13 protein-coding genes are annotated in these 16,911 nt (G+C 61.3%); 9 read left to right on the plus strand and 4 right to left on the minus strand.

Annotated elements, in window-relative coordinates; all coding sequences use genetic code 11:
* Positions 1-2 precede the first annotated feature (2 nt).
* The 6 genes from ACIOMO_RS22920 to gcvP all read left to right on the plus strand — a co-directional run bounded on the left by ACIOMO_RS22920 (position 3) and on the right by gcvP (position 9,004).
* Positions 3-1,220, plus strand: a complete 1,218-nt coding sequence (locus tag ACIOMO_RS22920; protein WP_400754282.1) for a 2-octaprenyl-3-methyl-6-methoxy-1,4-benzoquinol hydroxylase — start codon at positions 3-5, stop codon at positions 1,218-1,220.
* Positions 1,221-1,479: 259 nt separating this feature from the next.
* Positions 1,480-2,484 (plus strand): extracellular solute-binding protein, encoded by a 1,005-nt coding sequence (locus ACIOMO_RS22925; RefSeq protein ID WP_008081441.1) that lies wholly within the window; start codon positions 1,480-1,482, stop codon positions 2,482-2,484.
* Positions 2,485-2,638: 154 nt separating this feature from the next.
* Entirely contained in the window at positions 2,639-4,255 is a 1,617-nt protein-coding gene (locus ACIOMO_RS22930) for an ABC transporter permease (RefSeq protein ID WP_401243733.1), read from the plus strand.
* 155 nt (positions 4,256-4,410) lie between these two features.
* Positions 4,411-5,493 (plus strand): glycine cleavage system aminomethyltransferase GcvT, encoded by a 1,083-nt coding sequence (gene gcvT / locus ACIOMO_RS22935; protein WP_053124871.1) that lies wholly within the window; start codon positions 4,411-4,413, stop codon positions 5,491-5,493.
* Between the two features lie 48 nt (positions 5,494-5,541).
* Entirely contained in the window at positions 5,542-5,925 is a 384-nt protein-coding gene (gene gcvH / locus ACIOMO_RS22940; protein WP_053124868.1) for a glycine cleavage system protein GcvH, read from the plus strand.
* 205 nt (positions 5,926-6,130) lie between these two features.
* Entirely contained in the window at positions 6,131-9,004 is a 2,874-nt protein-coding gene (gene gcvP, locus ACIOMO_RS22945; protein ID WP_401243735.1) for an aminomethyl-transferring glycine dehydrogenase, read from the plus strand.
* Between the two features lie 175 nt (positions 9,005-9,179).
* Here the strand turns inward: gcvP and ACIOMO_RS22950 are convergent, their stop codons facing one another.
* From ACIOMO_RS22950 to ACIOMO_RS22960, 3 genes are all read right to left on the minus strand, one after another.
* Positions 9,180-9,500, minus strand: a complete 321-nt coding sequence (locus tag ACIOMO_RS22950) for a DUF2388 domain-containing protein (protein ID WP_171057234.1) — start codon at positions 9,498-9,500, stop codon at positions 9,180-9,182.
* 65 nt (positions 9,501-9,565) lie between these two features.
* Positions 9,566-11,350, minus strand: coding sequence for a GspE/PulE family protein (locus tag ACIOMO_RS22955; RefSeq protein WP_401243737.1), 1,785 nt, complete (start codon positions 11,348-11,350; stop codon positions 9,566-9,568).
* Between the two features lie 92 nt (positions 11,351-11,442).
* On the minus strand, positions 11,443-11,781 hold the full coding sequence (locus tag ACIOMO_RS22960) for a hypothetical protein (RefSeq protein WP_401243739.1): 339 nt from the start codon (positions 11,779-11,781) through the stop codon (positions 11,443-11,445).
* A 126-nt stretch (positions 11,782-11,907) separates the two neighbouring features.
* Here ACIOMO_RS22960 and ACIOMO_RS22965 point away from each other — a divergent pair, with 126 nt between their 5' ends.
* Positions 11,908-12,372 (plus strand): Lrp/AsnC family transcriptional regulator, encoded by a 465-nt coding sequence (locus ACIOMO_RS22965; protein ID WP_141125863.1) that lies wholly within the window; start codon positions 11,908-11,910, stop codon positions 12,370-12,372.
* A gap of 145 nt (positions 12,373-12,517) precedes the next feature.
* Here ACIOMO_RS22965 and ACIOMO_RS22970 read toward each other — a convergent pair whose 3' ends face one another.
* Positions 12,518-13,888, minus strand: coding sequence for an inorganic triphosphatase (locus tag ACIOMO_RS22970; protein ID WP_400754255.1), 1,371 nt, complete (start codon positions 13,886-13,888; stop codon positions 12,518-12,520).
* A gap of 155 nt (positions 13,889-14,043) precedes the next feature.
* Here ACIOMO_RS22970 and argE point away from each other — a divergent pair, with 155 nt between their 5' ends.
* Together argE and argA are read left to right on the plus strand one after the other, a co-directional pair.
* Positions 14,044-15,189 carry an acetylornithine deacetylase gene (gene argE / locus ACIOMO_RS22975; protein ID WP_401243742.1) on the plus strand — a complete coding sequence of 382 codons (1,146 nt, stop codon included), beginning with the start codon at positions 14,044-14,046 and terminating at the stop codon, positions 15,187-15,189.
* A gap of 237 nt (positions 15,190-15,426) precedes the next feature.
* Positions 15,427-16,725 carry an amino-acid N-acetyltransferase gene (gene argA / locus ACIOMO_RS22980; RefSeq protein ID WP_053124855.1) on the plus strand — a complete coding sequence of 433 codons (1,299 nt, stop codon included), beginning with the start codon at positions 15,427-15,429 and terminating at the stop codon, positions 16,723-16,725.
* The last annotated feature ends 186 nt before the right edge of the window (positions 16,726-16,911 follow it).

Below are 16,911 nucleotides of genomic sequence, written 5' to 3' on the forward strand. Positions count from 1 at the left end.
ACATGCGCGCAGATCTGCTGATTGTCGGAGCCGGAATGGTCGGCAGCGCCCTGGCGTTGGCGTTGCAGGACAGTGGGCTGGAAGTGCTGCTGCTCGACGGCAGCCCACTGAGCGTCAAACCGTTCGACGCCGAAGCCGCGTTTGAACCGCGAGTGAGCGCGTTATCGGCGGCCAGCCAGCGAATCCTCGAACGCCTCGGCGTGTGGGACGGCATCGCTGCACGGCGCAGCAGCCCGTACACCGACATGCATGTGTGGGACGGCAGCGGCACCGGGCAGATTCATTTCTCGGCGAGCAGCGTGCACGCCGAAGTGCTTGGCCACATCGTCGAAAACCGCGTGGTGCAGGACGCTTTGCTCGACCGTTTGCACGATTGTGATCTGGGCATGCTCGCCAATGCGCGGTTGGAACAGATGCGCCGTTCGGGCGATGACTGGCTGCTGACGTTGGCCGATGGTCGTCAATTGCGCGCGCCGTTGGTGATTGCCGCTGATGGGGCTAACTCGGCAGTGCGCCGTCTCACCGGGATGGCCACGCGCGAGTGGGATTACATGCACCATGCCATCGTCACCAGCGTGCGCAGCAGCCAGCCGCACCAGTCGACTGCATGGCAGCGCTTTACCGATCACGGGCCGTTGGCGTTTCTGCCGCTGGAGCGTGACGGGCAGCAGGATTGGTGTTCGATCGTCTGGTCGACCACGCCGAGCGAAGCCGAGCGTTTGATGGCGCTGGATGAAGCGGATTTCTGCCGCGAGCTGGAGCGTGCCTTCGAAGGTCGCCTTGGCGAAGTCATCAGTGCTGATCCGCGCCTGTGCGTGCCGCTGCGTCAGCGTCATGCCAAGCGTTATGTGGCGGAAGGGCTGGCGCTGATCGGTGACGCGGCGCACACCATTCACCCGTTGGCGGGGCAGGGTGTGAACCTTGGTTTCCTCGATGCGGCGGTGTTGGCCGAAGTGTTGCTGCAAGCGGCCGAGCGCGGGGAGCGTCTGGCGGATGTGAAAGTGCTGAGCCGTTACGAGCGTCGGCGCATGCCGCACAACCTCGCACTGATGGCGGCGATGGAAGGGTTTGAGCGGTTGTTTCAGGCGGATCGTTTGCCGGTGCGTTGGCTGAGGAATGCCGGGTTGAAGCTGGTGGAGCAGATGCCGGAGGCGAAGGCGCTGTTTGTGCGGGAGGCCCTCGGGTTGACGGGGGATCTTCCGGCCCTCGCCAAACCTTGATCATTTCGTTGCTGCTGATGGCCTCATCGCGAGCAGGCTCACTCCTACATTTGGAATGCATTCCCCTGTAGGAGCTGCCGCAGGCTGCGATCTTTTGATCTTAAAAACAACATCAAAAGATCGCAGCCTGCGGCAGCTCCTACAGGGATGGCGGTCAATCATGCAACATCTGGTAACTCCTTCAAAAAGAGTTCGATTGAGGTGGTAAATGTGAGTCCTTATCATTTGGCCCACATTTTCCGACCGAGAGACCACTCCCATGTTGGCACCCAAGCGTCTTCTGACCGCACTGGCCCTGACCCTGATCGGTAGCACCACGGCCCAGGCCGCTGATGAGGTGGTGGTTTACTCGTCGCGCATCGATGAGCTGATCAAACCGGTCTTCGATGCCTACACCGCCAAGACCGGGGTGAAGATCAAGTTCATCACCGACAAGGAAGCGCCGCTGATGCAGCGCATCAAGGCCGAAGGTGAAAACGCCACCGCCGACCTGCTGCTCACCGTGGATGCCGGCAACCTCTGGCAGGCCGAGCAGATGGGCATCCTCCAGCCGTTCACCTCGAAAACCATTGACGCCAACATTCCCCTGCAATATCGCTCGTCCACCCACGCCTGGACTGGCCTGAGCCTGCGCGCGCGCACCATCGCCTACTCCACCGAACGGGTGAAGCCGGGCGAGTTGACCACTTACGAAGCGCTGGCCGACAAGAACTGGGAAGGGCGCCTGTGCCTGCGCACGGCGAAGAAGGTTTACAACCAGTCGCTGACCGCGACCATGATCGAAGTTCACGGCGCGGCGAAGACCGAGGAAATCCTCAAGGGCTGGGTTAACAACCTGTCCACCGACGTGTTCTCCGATGACGTTGCAGTGCTGGAGGCGATCAACGCCGGGCAGTGCGACGTGGGCATCGTCAACACTTACTACTACGGTCGCCTGCACAAGCAGAAGCCGGAGCTGCCGGTGAAACTGTTCTGGCCGAATCAGGCGGATCGCGGTGTGCACGTGAACCTGTCGGGGATTGGCCTGACCAAGCATGCACCGCACCCGGAAGCGGCCAAGGCTCTGGTTGAATGGATGACCACGCCGGAAGCGCAGAAGATTTTTGCTGACGTGAACCAGGAATTCCCGGCCAACCCGGCGGTCGCGCCTTCGGAAGAAGTGGCGGCGTGGGGCAAGTTCATTGCGGACACCTTGCCGGTGGAAGTGGCGGGCAAGCGTCAGGCTGAAGCGATCCGCATGATGGATCGGGCGGGTTGGAACTGAGTCTGCTTTGATAGCGCTATGATCGTTCCCACGCTCAGCGTGGGAATGCAGCCCCCGACGCTCTGCGTCGAATCACCGAAAGCGTGACGCGGAGCGTCACAAGATGTGTGCCCACGCAGAGCGTGGGCACAATCATTTGAGCGAGACTGTTTCCTTGGCCCACCCCGCCCAACGCCGCTGGTACCCCATCGTCTTCGCCGTCGCCGCGTTGGTGCTGTTACCCCTGAGCGTTCTGCTGCTCTCCTGGCAGACCATCGATCAACAGATCTGGTCGCACCTGTGGCAAACCCAGATGCCGCGCCTGCTCGGCAACACCTTGACGCTGGTACTCGGCGTTGGTGTCGGCGTGACGCTGCTCGGCGTCAGCCTCGCCTGGCTCACCAGCCTCTGCGAATTCCCCGGTCGGCGCTGGCTCGACTGGGCGCTGATGCTGCCCTTCGCTATCCCCGCTTACGTACTGGCCTTCGTCTTCGTCGGCCTGCTCGACTTCGCCGGCCCGGTGCAAACCCTGCTGCGCGAATGGTTCGGCACAGGCCTGCGCCTGCCCCGCGTGCGCTCCACCGGCGGGGTGATTATCGTGCTGGTGCTGGTTTTCTACCCGTACGTTTACCTGCTGGCGCGCACCGCGTTTCTCGCGCAGGGCAAAGGCTTGATGGAAGCCGCGCGGGTGCTCGGCCAATCGCCGTGGCAAGCCTTCTGGCGCGTAGCGTTGCCGATGGCGCGCCCGGCCATTGGCGCCGGTGTGGCGCTGGCGCTGATGGAAACCCTCGCCGATTTCGGTGCGGTGTCGGTGTTCAACTTCGACACCTTCACCACCGCGATCTACAAAACCTGGTACGGCTTCTTCAGCCTGTCGAGCGCGGCGCAACTGGCCAGCCTGTTGCTGCTGGTGGTGATGCTGGTGCTGTACGGCGAACGTCGCGCACGCGGCGCCAACCGCGCGAGCAACGAGCGGCCTCGGGTGAAAGCGCTGTATCACCTGCGCGGATTCAAAGCCCTCGCGGCGATGAGCTGGTGCGGACTGGTGTTCGCCTGCGCCTTCGTGATTCCGATGCTGCAACTGATGGTCTGGTTCTGGCAGCGCGGGCGTTTCGATCTCGATGAGCGCTACGCCGGGCTGATCCTGCACACCCTCTATCTGGGCGGCATGGCGGCGTTGATCACCGTCAGCGTCGCGCTGCTGCTGGCCTTCGCCCGGCGGTTGGCGCCGACCCCGGCGATCAACTCCGGCGTGGGTCTGGCCAATCTCGGTTACGCCTTGCCGGGTTCGGTGCTGGCGGTGTCGATCATGCTCGCGTTCAGTTATCTCGATCGCGAGTTGGTGATCCCGCTCTCCGGCTGGCTCGGTGGCGCTGGCAAACCCTTGCTGCTCGGCAGTCTCGCGGCGTTGCTGATGGCGTATCTGGTGCGCTTTATCGCGGTCGCTTATGGCCCGCTGGAAAACAGTCTGGCACGTATACGGCCGTCTTTGCCCGAAGCGGCACGTAGCCTCGGTGTCAGTGGGCCACGACTGTTTTTCAAAGTGTATCTGCCGTTGTTGCTGCCCGGCACGTTGAGCGCCGCGCTGCTGGTGTTCGTCGATGTGCTCAAGGAAATGCCCGCGACCCTGCTGATGCGCCCGTTTGGCTGGGACACGCTAGCCGTGCGCATCTTTGAAATGACCAGCGAAGGCGAATGGGCGCGGGCGTCGTTGCCGGCGCTGACCCTGGTTTTGGTCGGACTGTTGCCGGTCATCGGCCTGATTCGCCGCTCGGCGCATCGAAACACTTAGTAGTGAGTCCTGAATCATGCGGCTACAATGCGCGGCATTCGGTGCGGTTCGTCTGACAGACCCGTTCGCTGGAATCGGCTGAGAGCCTTCTATTTCAAGGCTTTCGCCCGTGCAGCGGCTGTCCGCACCTTCGCCACGCCCGGAAGGAGAAACCCATGGGACAGCGTACGCCTCTGTATGACCTGCATCTCGCCCTCGGCGCGAAGATGGTCGATTTTGGCGGTTGGGACATGCCACTGCATTACGGCTCGCAGGTCGAGGAGCACCACGAGGTGCGCCGCGATTGCGGGGTGTTCGATGTATCCCATATGACCGTGATCGACGTCACCGGCAACCAGGCCAAGGCCTGGCTTCAGCATTTGCTGGCCAATGACGTCGAACGCCTGCACCGCCCCGGCCGTGCGTTGTACAGCACCATGCTCAACGAGCGTGGCGGCATCGTCGACGACATGATCGTCTACCGCCTCGACGAGGGTTATCGTCTGGTGGTCAACGCGTCCACCCGCGATCAGGATCTGGCGTGGATGAACGCGCAACTTTCCGGCTACGACGTGCAACTGCATGAGCGTTCCGAGATGGCGATGCTGGCCATTCAAGGCCCGCAAGCCCGGCACAAGATTGCCGAGCTGGTGACCCAATCCCGCGCCACGCTGATCCAGCACCTCAAACCCTTCGAAGGCTATACCGACGGCGACTGGTTCATCGCGCGCACCGGTTACACCGGTGAAGACGGTCTGGAAATCGTCCTGCCAGCCAATCAGGCTCCGGGTTTCTTCAACGATCTGGTTGGCGCCGGCATTTCCCCGATCGGCCTCGGCGCTCGTGACACCCTGCGCGTTGAAGCCGGGATGAACCTCTACGGTCAGGACATCGATCAGGACGTTTCGCCGCTGGCCTCGAACATGGCCTGGAGCATCGCCTGGGAACCGGCCTCGCGGCAGTTCATCGGCCGTGCTGCCCTGGAGGCGGAAAAAGCCGCTGGCGTGGCGCACAAACTGGTCGGTCTGGTGCTGGAAGAACGCGGCGTTTTGCGCGCTCATCAAGTGGTTCGTATCGCCGATGTTGGCGAAGGAGAGATCACCAGTGGTAGTTTCTCCCCTACGCTAAGCAAATCGATTGCCCTGGCGCGTGTTCCGATGGCAACCGCCGACCGCGCCGAAGTGGAAATCCGTGGCAAGTGGTACCCGGTACGTGTGGTCAAACCGACCTTCGTCCGCCATGGCAAAACTTTGATCTAACCTTTTCCGGCGGGCACGACCGCTGACAATTTCTCGAGGACACCGAAGATGAGCGATATCCCTGCCGACCTGCGTTTTGCCGAAAGTCATGAATGGGCCCGTCTGGAAGCCGACGGCACCGTCACTGTGGGCATCAGCGATCACGCGCAGGAAGCGCTGGGTGATGTGGTGTTCGTCGAGCTGACTGAAGTCGGCAAAGTCTTCGCTGCACAAGATCAGGCCGGTGTGGTTGAGTCGGTGAAAGCCGCTTCCGACATCTACGCGCCGATCGGCGGTGAAGTGATTGCCGTCAACGAAGAGCTGGGTGGTTCGCCTGAACTGCTGAACTCCGACCCGTACGGCGCGTGGATCTTCAAGATCAAGCCAACCGACGCGGCTGAGCTGGACAAGCTGCTGGATGCCGGCGCTTACAAGGCTGCCATCGGCGAGTAAGTTGTCTGAAATACCCAAAGCCCTGACTTGTCGGGGCTTTTTTTTCAGGATCAAAAGATCGCAGCCTTCGGCAGCTCCTACAGGGGGATGGTGTAGACCTTGTAGGAGCTGCCGAAGGCTGCGATCTTTTGATCTTCAAGGGCACTGCTATGCTGGTTTGACCGTGTTGCATTGACGCCGAGCGCCAGCCAAGAGAGAGCCCGTCATGTCCCAGTTGCCGTCCTTGAGCCAGTTACGCGATCCCGATGCTTTTCTGCGTCGTCACCTCGGCCCGGATGCCGCCGAGCAACAAGCGATGCTCGACAGCCTCGGCCTCGGCAGTCGCGCCGAACTGATCGAACAGACTGTGCCGCCGGGCATCCGCTTCAATCGCGCACTCGATCTGCCGCCGGCGCTGGACGAACAAGCGGCGCTGGCCAAACTGCGCGGTTATGCCGAGCAGAATCAGGTGTGGAGCAGCCTGATCGGCATGGGCTACCACGGCACCCTGACGCCGACCGTCATCCTGCGCAACGTGCTGGAAAATCCCGGTTGGTACACCGCGTACACGCCGTATCAACCGGAGATCGCCCAAGGCCGGCTCGAAGCGCTGTTGAATTTCCAGCAACTGACCATCGACCTCACCGGCCTCGAATTGGCCAACGCCTCGCTGCTCGATGAAGCCACGGCGGCGGCAGAAGCCATGGCCCTGGCCAAGCGTGTGGCGAAGTCGAAGAGCAATCTGTTTTTCGTTGATGAGAACTGTCATCCGCAGACCATTTCCGTGGTGCAGACCCGCGCCGAGGGCTTCGGCTTTGAGCTGATCATCGACGCTCTGGATAACTTGAAGCAGCACCAGGTATTCGGTGCGCTGCTGCAATATCCCAACACCCACGGCGAAGTGCGAGATCTGCGTCCATTGATTGATCACTTGCACGCTCAACAAGCGCTGGCGTGCGTCGCTACGGATTTGTTGAGTTTGCTGTTGCTGACCCCGCCGGGTGAGTTGGGCGCGGATGTGGTGTTTGGCTCATCGCAGCGATTCGGCGTACCGATGGGTTACGGCGGCCCGCACGCGGCGTTTTTTGCCAGTCGTGAGGAATACAAACGGGCGATTCCGGGGCGGATCATCGGTGTGTCGAAAGACGCTCGGGGCAACGTCGCGTTGCGCATGGCCCTGCAAACCCGCGAGCAACATATCCGCCGCGAGAAGGCCAACTCGAACATCTGCACAGCGCAGGTGCTGTTGGCGAATATCGCCAGTTTCTACGCGGTGTATCACGGCCCGGAAGGTCTGAAACGCATCGCTCAGCGGGTTCACCGGCTCACCTGCATTCTGGCGGCGGGGCTTGAACGGCATGGGCTGAAACGCCTGAACGCGCAGTTTTTCGACACGCTGACGCTCGACGTTGGTGGCGCACAAACCGCGATTATTCAAAGCGCTCAGACTGCGCAGATCAATCTGAGGATTCTTGGCCGTGGCCGCGTCGGGCTGAGCCTTGACGAGACCTGCGATGAAACGACCGTGGCGAAACTGTTCGATGTCTTGCTCGGGGCTGATCACGGCTTGAGCGTCGACGATCTCGACGCCGAGGCGCTGACCTCGGGCATCCCCGACAACCTTCAGCGCACAACGCCGTACCTGCGCCATCCGGTCTTCAACGCGCACCACAGCGAAACCGAGATGCTGCGCTACCTCAAACAACTGGAGAACAAGGATCTGGCGCTCAACCAGTCGATGATCCCGCTGGGCTCCTGCACCATGAAACTCAACGCCACCAGCGAGATGATCCCGATCACCTGGCCGCAATTCGCCAACCTGCATCCGTTCGTGCCGCGCGAGCAAGCCGTCGGCTACACGCTGATGATCGAGGAGCTGGAGCGCTGGCTCTGCGCGATCACCGGTTTCGATGCGATCTGCATGCAGCCCAACTCCGGTGCGCAGGGCGAATACGCCGGGCTGCTGGCGATTCGCAAATATCACGAGAGCCGGCAGCAGGGTGTGCGGGATATTTGCCTGATTCCTTCGTCAGCCCACGGCACCAACCCGGCGTCGGCGCAGATGGCCGGGATGCGCGTGGTGATCGTCGAGTGCGACGCGGCGGGCAACGTTGATCTGGAAGATTTGAAAGCCAAAGCCGCTGAGGCTGGGGATAAGTTGTCGTGCTTGATGGCGACGTATCCGTCGACCCATGGCGTGTACGAGGAGGGCATCAGCGAAATCTGCGAAGTGATCCACCAACACGGCGGTCAGGTGTACATGGACGGCGCCAATCTGAACGCGCAGGTCGGGCTGGCGCGGCCGGCGGACATTGGTGCCGACGTCTCGCACATGAATTTGCACAAGACCTTCTGCATTCCTCATGGCGGCGGCGGGCCGGGCATGGGGCCGATCGGGATTCGTGCGCATTTGGCGCCGTTCGTTGCCAATCACCCGGTGGTGCTAATCGACGGGCCGCTGGCGCAGAACGGCGCGGTCAGTGCCGCGCCGTGGGGCAGCGCGAGTATTTTACCGATCAGCTGGATGTACATCGCCATGATGGGCCCGCAATTGGCCGATGCCAGCGAGGTGGCGATTCTCGCGGCGAATTATCTGGCGCAGCATTTGTCCGGCGCGTTCCCGGTGCTGTACACCGGGCGTAACGGGCGGGTGGCGCATGAATGCATTCTTGATTTACGACCGTTGAAAGCGCAGACCGGGATCAGTGAAGAGGACGTTGCCAAGCGGTTAATGGATTACGGTTTCCACGCGCCAACCATGTCATTCCCGGTGCCGGGGACGTTGATGGTCGAGCCGACCGAGAGTGAGTCGAAGGCTGAGCTGGATCGGTTTATCGGCGCGATGCTGAGCATTCGAGCGGAAATCACCGAGGTGCAAAACGGTAACTGGCCGGCAGAAGACAATCCGTTGAAACGCGCGCCGCATACCTTGGCGGATGTCGCCGGGGTGTGGGAGCGGCCGTACAGCATCGAGCAAGGAATTACCCCGGATGCGCACACCAAAGCGCACAAGTATTGGCCAGCGGTGAATCGGGTGGACAACGTTTACGGCGATCGCAACCTGTTCTGCGCGTGCGTGCCGGTGGACGATTACCGCTGAACTCGCAGAACGCACAGATCTCCTGTAGGAGTGAGCCTGCTCGCGATAGCGTAGTGTCAGCCAATATTTTTGGCGGCTGATTCACCGCTATCGCGAGCAGGCTCACTCCTACAAGGGATGGTGTTGTGGCGGAAATTTGGGCAAAAAAATGCCGCTCGATTGAGCGGCATTTGAGTTACTCGGAAGCCACGGCGTTTTTCGCCAGAATCGCATTCGCCAGTTCCATGTCCGTGGCCTGCAGGCCCGGGTTGTCGGCGCGTACTTTCTGCATCGCGGCTTCCAGGTATGGCCCGCGAATGCCGCCGTCGCTGGCGACGAAGCTGCCGGCATCGTCCTGTGCGGCGATGATCAGCTTGTGATCCTTGAAGGTCAGGTAGGTCGAACCGGTGGTTGCACCGGACGAAATGACGTTACGCCAAAAGCTGTCCGCCATGGCCGAACCAACGGGAAGGGACAGCAGGGCCAAGGTGGCGACAGCAAGTTTGAGACGCATGATGAGGTGACTCCTGGGGGTTAACTAGGGCGTTGGATTGCCAGCCCCCGATCCAGTTCCCTGACGGGCTACTTGAGCTCACTCTGCGGCGTGACCCGCAACACTTCCTCAACCGTGGTCAGCCCCGCCGCCACCTTCTGCGCGCCGGACAGACGCAAACTGCGCATGCCTTCCTTGAACGCCTGACGTCGAATCGCCGCCAGATCGGTGTCCGGCGTGATGAACACCTTCAGGCTGTCGCTCAGTTGCATGATCTCGTAAACCCCGGCGCGCCCGTGATAACCGGTGTCGCGGCACTCCACACAACCGATCGCCCGTTGCGCATTGCCCGGCAGCGGCGCTTGCCACGGGCGAGTCAGGGTTTGCCAGTCTTCTTCCTCCAGCGTCTGCGGTGCCTTGCAGTGCGGGCACAGCGTGCGCACCAGACGCTGGGCCATAACGCCGAGGACGGTGGCTTTAATCAGATAATGCGGCACGCCGAGTTCGAGCAGACGGCTGATCGCGCTGGGTGCGTCGTTGGTGTGCAGCGTCGACAGCACCAAGTGCCCGGTCAGCGCCGCTTGAATCGCCATTTCGGCGGTTTCCAGATCGCGGATCTCGCCGATCATGATGATGTCCGGGTCTTGCCGCATCAGTGCACGCACCCCGGCGGCGAAGCTCAGGTCGATGTTGTGCTGCACCTGCATCTGGTTGAACGCCGGCTCGACCATTTCGATCGGATCTTCGATGGTGCAGAGGTTCACTTCCGGCGTCGCCAGTTTTTTCAGCGTGGTGTACAGCGTTGTGGTCTTGCCCGAACCGGTCGGCCCGGTGACCAGGATGATGCCGTTGGGCTGACGGGTCATGTCCTGCCAGCGCCGCAGATCGTCGGCGCTGAAACCCAGTTGATCGAAATCCTTGAGCAGCACTTCCGGATCAAAAATCCGCATGACCATTTTCTCGCCGAACGCGGTGGGCAGCGTCGACAGGCGTAACTCAACTTCGCCGCCCTCCGGGGTCTTGGTCTTGACCCGGCCGTCCTGCGGTTTGCGCTTCTCGGCGACGTTCATCCGCCCGAGGCTTTTCAGGCGACTGACGATCGCCATGGTCACCTGCGGCGGAAATTGATAGACGTTGTGCAGCACGCCGTCGATGCGAAAACGCACGGTGCCTTGTTCGCGCCGGGGTTCGATGTGGATATCGCTGGCGCGTTGCTGGAAGGCGTACTGGAACAGCCAGTCGACAATGTTGACGATGTGCGCGTCGTTGGCGTCCGGCTCCTGATCGCTGGCGCCGAGGTTGAGCAGTTGTTCGAAGTTGCCGAGGTTGCCGCTCTGCGCATCGGCATTGCTGGCGCCGCTGACAGATTTGGCCAACCGGAAAAACTCGACGCTGAAGCGCTGGATGTCCGCCGGGTTGGCCACCACCCGTTTGATCGGCAGTTTCAGCACGTGAGTCAGATCGGCTTCCCAACCGGTGACGTAAGGCTGGGCGCTGGCCACAGTCACCGCATCACGGTCGACCGCCACGGCGAGGATCTTGTGCCGTTGCGCGAAGGCGTAAGACATCAAGGGCGTGATCGCGGCGACGTTGATCTTCAGCGGATCGATGCGCAAATACGCCTGGCCGGCCTGTTGCGCCAGCCACAAAGTCAGGCTTTCCAGGTCGAGGTGTTTGCCCGGACGGCTGAGGTCGTCGAGTTGCTGGCTGGCGATGAATTCCAGCGGGTGCATCTGGCCGTTCGCCGCGTGACGGCGGCGCGCATTCAGCGCCTGCTCCGCCGCGTCTTGGCAAATAAAGCCTTGGGCGACCAGTTCACGCAGCACATCATTGAGTTCCAGCCAGCGGTCCTGAGTGGCGAATTGAACGGACATGCGGGCTTCCTTTTAAACGACAGTGCGCAAAAGGATAGTCGCGGCCGGGCAGACCGTTGGGCCACTACCCGACGAAGCCGTTGCCGGATTTGTCAGCCGGCCGCTTGTGCAGGCGCATCCCAAGCGCTGTCGGCGTTTTGCAGATCCACCGAGCAGACGCTGATCAGGTTACGAAGTTTTTCCGCGATCACTTGCGCGCGATGCCAGCTAAGTCCGCCCATGACGATGTCGATCGACATTAGGTCGTCCATGCGCTGCACGTTGACCTGTTCGGGCGTGAGGAATTGCAGGGCGAACAGATTCAGCACCCGCACCAGCAAATCCGGCTCGGCTTCGGCGAGGATTTGATATTGCGCCAGGCAATGGGCATTGCTGACGTTCCAGACGTCGGCGCGGGTGGGCGTGGTGGTGACGGCTTCGAGGTGCGGCATGACGATTCTCCAAATTCTCTGGAGGAATTTTTACATTCGGTGCGGGGTATTTCTTGGCTATGATCGGCGATATTGGCGATTGATCGAATGGATCAATTCGCAAGACGGTTGATTAGAGGTTTTTCTATGCGCAGTGAGCTGGACAGCTATGACCGCAAGATTCTCGCCCTGCTGCAAGAGGACGCTTCACTGTCGAGCGCGCAGATCGCCGAGCAGGTCGGCCTCTCGCAATCGCCGTGCTGGCGGCGGATTCAGCGGATGAAGGAGGAGGGCATCATTCGTGGCCAGGTGACCTTGCTTGATCGCAAGAAGATTGGCCTGAACACGCAGATCTTCGCCGAGATCAAACTCAACGCGCACGGGCGTTCGAACTTCACCGAATTCACCGAAGCGATTCGCGGCTTTCCGGAGGTGCTGGAGTGTTATGTGCTGATGGGCGCGGTGGATTTTTTGTTGCGGATCGTCGCGGCGGACATTGAGGCGTATGAGCGGTTCTTCTTCGAGAAGTTGTCGCTGGTGCCGGGGATTCAGGAAGTGAATTCGATTGTGGCGCTGTCGGAGATCAAATCCACCACCAGCCTTCCGGTTTGAGGTAAGGCGGCTAACTGATCGTTCCCACGCTCTGCGTGGGAATGCCTCAATGGACGCTCTGCGTCCGCTTTGGGACGCGGAGCGTCCCGGGCTGCATTCCCACGCGGAGCGTGGGAACGATCAAGGCTGCGATCTTTTCGCGGTGTTACATGCGCAGGAGCATTTTCCACGCACGATTCTGGTAAACCGCAATCGCCTGCTGCTTGCGTGCATCAAGCAGTTCGTCAGTGATCGTCGGCTCGTTGGCCAGTTGTGCCAGTTTGTTCAACTCGCCGTATAGGCGATCCATTTCCGGGATCTCCAGCACGTTGCGTGCGTGGTGCAGCCAGACCTGAATGCGCTCGATACGCGGCAGTTGTTCAGCCAGATCTTCCGGCTGCTGCTGATAACGCTGCAATTGCAGGGCCGTCGCTTCTTCGCCCAAGGTGCGCGGCAGCCAGCTGTGCAACTGCGCGCCGCCCTGACGGTTGCCACGCACGTTACGCTCGGCGGTCCAGGTGCGAGCCAGCAACCAGCGCGAAGTGTTCAGCGAGAACAGGCCCCAACGCGGGTCTTCGAGTTCTTCGAGGAACTGCTCCGGCGCGGCTTTGCGCACGTCTTCGTCCTCGATACCGGCCTGCACCAGCGGGCGCCAGTCTTCCAGCAAGGCATCCAGGGCAACGCGCAAGTCGTGGGTCGACTGACGCGGCGCGGCCTGGCCGAGGCTGCTGAGCAGGGCGCGCATTTCGGCGAGGTTCTCGACCCAGTCGAGCAGCAGGCGCCAGTGGCCGTTGAAACGATATTGCTCAGCCAGACGCTGGCTGCTGCCGAGCAGGTGCCAGCTCAGCGCGGCAAAAGCATCGTCGAGCTGGGTTTCCGCGGTCAGCTCTGGCGCCGGCAGGCTCAGCGAGTAGCTGTTGGCGTCGTACAGACGATAACCGCGCTCAGCCTTGCTGATGTCGCACGGCATCAGCGCGAGGGTAGCGGCCAGTTCAGCGGCCAGTTCCAGCAGCGCAGCAGGCTCGCCTTCGCGCAGTTCCAGTTCCAGCTCGCAGATTTCTTCTTTCTGCTTGCCGACTACAACGTGACCGAGATCCAGCGCGGCTTCGATAACCACTTTGCTCTTGCCACGGCCCCAGGCGATTTCGGCGCGTTCGCGGACGAAATCGGTGGTGAAAATCGGCTTGAGGGTTTTCTTGTCCAGCTCGGCCAGCGACTCGGGCCAGCATTCGCCGTCGAGTTTCTTCACGTCGAGTTTGGCTTTCGGCAACTTCCAGTCGTATTCATTACGCTCGGACAGGCCGGCGACGCTCTGGCCACGGGTCTTGAGGGTCTGAATCACTTCGTCACCGTCCTTGCGCAGGCGCAGGGCAACTTTGGCCTGAGCCAGGTCGCGCTCGGGGGTGTCGAAGTACTGGTTCATCAACTCACGGCGTTCCCAGCCACTTTTGTTGCGTTTTTTCAGTAACGGGTGCTCGCGCAGGGCAGCGAGGGTTTCGCGGCTGACGCGGAGTTTGATTTCGGTTTCTTTCTGCATGGCCGGAAAATCCAGGATCGGGAGCGCAGCCGGGGAATATGTGGCTGCCAAGGCCGTGCAGTGTACAGGACTGATTCGTCCTACGCCCTGCGGCGGTTTATTCCTGACGCCGGATGGTTCTATGATGGACTTCAAATCGGGAGTTGGAGTCAGCGATGCCTTTGCCGTCCATGCAAGACCAGTTCGCTGCGCTGATTGCCGCGCCGTCGGTCAGCTGTACCCAACCGAACCTTGATCAGTCCAACCGCGCGGTGATCGATTTGCTCGCCGGCTGGCTGGGTGATCTGGGTTTCAGCTGCGATATCCAGCAAGTCAGCCCCGGCAAATTCAACCTGCTCGCCAGTTTTGGCAGCGGCCCCGGCGGGCTGGTGCTGGCCGGGCACAGCGACACGGTGCCGTACGACGATGCGTTGTGGCAGACCGATCCGCTGAAATTGACCGAAGTCGATGGCCGCTGGGTCGGCCTCGGTAGTTGCGACATGAAGGGCTTTTTCGCGCTGATCATCGAAGCCGTACAGCCGCTGCTCGATCAGCCGTTCAAGCAACCGCTGTTGATCCTCGCCACCTGCGATGAAGAAAGTTCGATGTCCGGCGCCCGCGCGCTGGCCGAGGCCGGGCGTCCGCTGGGGCGTGCGGCGGTGATCGGCGAGCCGACCGGGCTCAAGCCGATCCGCATGCACAAAGGCATCATGATGGAGCGCATCGACATTCTCGGGCAGAGCGGCCATTCGTCGGATCCACGCTTGGGCCACAGTGCACTCGAAGCGATGCACGACGCGATCGGCGAACTGCGCGGCCTGCGCCTGTTGTGGCAGCGTGAATTCAACAACCCGCAGTTCAGCGTGCCGCAGCCGACGATGAACTTCGGTTGCATTCATGGTGGCGATAATCCCAACCGGATTTGCGGCCAGTGTTCGCTGGAGTTCGACCTGCGGCCGCTGCCGGGCATGGATCCGAAGGTGCTGCGCGCGGAGATTCTGCGCAAGCTGAACCCGGTGGCCGAGCGGCATCAGGTGAAGATCGATTACAAACCGTTGTTCCCGGAAGTGCCGCCGTTCGAACAGGATGCAGACGCCGAATTGGTGCGCATCGCCGAAAAGCTCACCGGTCATAGCGCCGAAGCAGTAGCGTTCGGCACCGAAGCGCCTTATCTTCAGCGCCTCGGCTGCGAAACCATCGTCCTCGGCCCCGGCGACATTGCCTGCGCGCATCAGCCCGGCGAGTACCTTGAAATGTCACGTTTGCAGCCTACCGTGCATCTATTACGGCAACTGATTGAACATTACTGCCTGAAGAATTGAACGCCTCCCTTGTAGGAGCTGCCGAAGGCTGCGATCTTTTGATGTTGGTTTCAAGATCAAAAGATCGCAGCCTGCGGCAGCTCCTACAGGGTAGGTCGTTAAATTTGTGGGAATTGAACCCGTATTCATGAGGAGAGCGCGCGTGTCGCCAAGCCTGTTCCGACGATAACCATCAGCCCGCTGTGCGTTTTCCGTTTCGCCCTTTTTCCGGCTGCTATTTATTACAGGCCCAGGTTCATGCCCGAATACGTTAATTGGCTTCGTCACGCGTCCCCTTACATCAATGCCCACCGCGATTGCACCTTCGTCGTCATGCTGCCCGGCGACGGCGTGGAGCATCCGAATTTCGGCAACATCGTCCACGACCTGGTCTTGCTGCACAGCCTTGGCGTACGACTGGTGCTGGTGCACGGTTCGCGCCCGCAGATTGAAACCCGCCTCGCCGCGCGCGGCCTGACCCCGCATTACCATCACGGCATGCGCATCACCGATGCCGCGACGCTGGAGTGTGTGATCGACGCGGTCGGTCAGTTACGCATTGCCATTGAAGCGCGCCTGTCGATGGACATGGCCTCGTCGCCGATGCAGGGCTCGCGCCTGCGCGTGGCCAGCGGCAACCTCGTTACCGCGCGGCCGATCGGCGTGCTCGAAGGCGTCGACTATCACCACACCGGCGAAGTGCGCCGGGTCGACCGCAAGGGCATCAATCGCCTGCTCGATGAGCGTTCGATCGTGCTGCTGTCGCCGCTGGGCTACTCGCCGACCGGTGAAATCTTCAACCTCGCCTGCGAAGACGTCGCTACCCGCGCCGCCATTGATCTGGGTGCAGATAAGCTGCTGCTGTTCGGCGCTGACCTCGGCCTGATCGACGAAAATGGCAAACTGGTGCGCGAACTGCGCCCGCAACAAGTGCCGGCGCATTTGCAGCGTCTGGGCAGCAACTATCAGGCGGAACTGCTGGATGCCGCTGCCGAAGCCTGCCGTGGCGGTGTCGCGCGTAGCCATATCGTCAGTTACGTCGAAGACGGTGCGCTGCTGACCGAGCTGTTTACCCGTGACGGTGGCGGTACGCTGGTCGCGCAAGAGCAATTCGAATTGGTGCGCGAAGCGGCGATTGAAGACGTCGGCGGTTTGCTCGACTTGATCAGTCCGCTGGAAGAGCAGGGGATTCTGGTGCGTCGTTCGCGCGAAGTGCTGGAGCGTGAGATCGAGCAGTTCAGCGTGGTCGAACGCGAAGGCATGATCATCGCCTGTGCGGCGCTGTATCAGATTGCCGAATCGGACGCCGGTGAACTGGCGTGCCTGGCGGTGAACCCGGAATATCGCCACGGTCGTCGCGGCGATGAGTTGCTGGAGCGCATCGAGACACGTGCGCGGGCGCAGGGCTTGAAAACGTTGTTCGTACTTACCACCCGTACTGCGCACTGGTTCCGCGAACGCGGCTTCGAGCCAAGCAGCGTCGAGCGCCTGCCAGCGGCACGGGCGTCGCTGTACAACTACCAGCGCAACTCGAAGATCTTCGAAAAAACCCTGTAAAGCTCAGCGGGCGCTCTTGTGGTGAGAGCATTTATCTGTGGTGAGTGGGGTGACCTGTGGCGAGGGGATTTATCCCCGATGGACTGCGTAGCAGTCCCCGCTTTTAAAGCAGGGCCGCTGCGCAGCCCATCGGGGATAAATCCCCTCGCCACAGGGTTTTTCATGCAGCCAGTGAGAAATTTTGCA

Source organism: Pseudomonas sp. NPDC087804 (assembly GCF_044742965.1).
In the GTDB taxonomy this organism is placed as follows: domain Bacteria; phylum Pseudomonadota; class Gammaproteobacteria; order Pseudomonadales; family Pseudomonadaceae; genus Aquipseudomonas; species Aquipseudomonas rustica.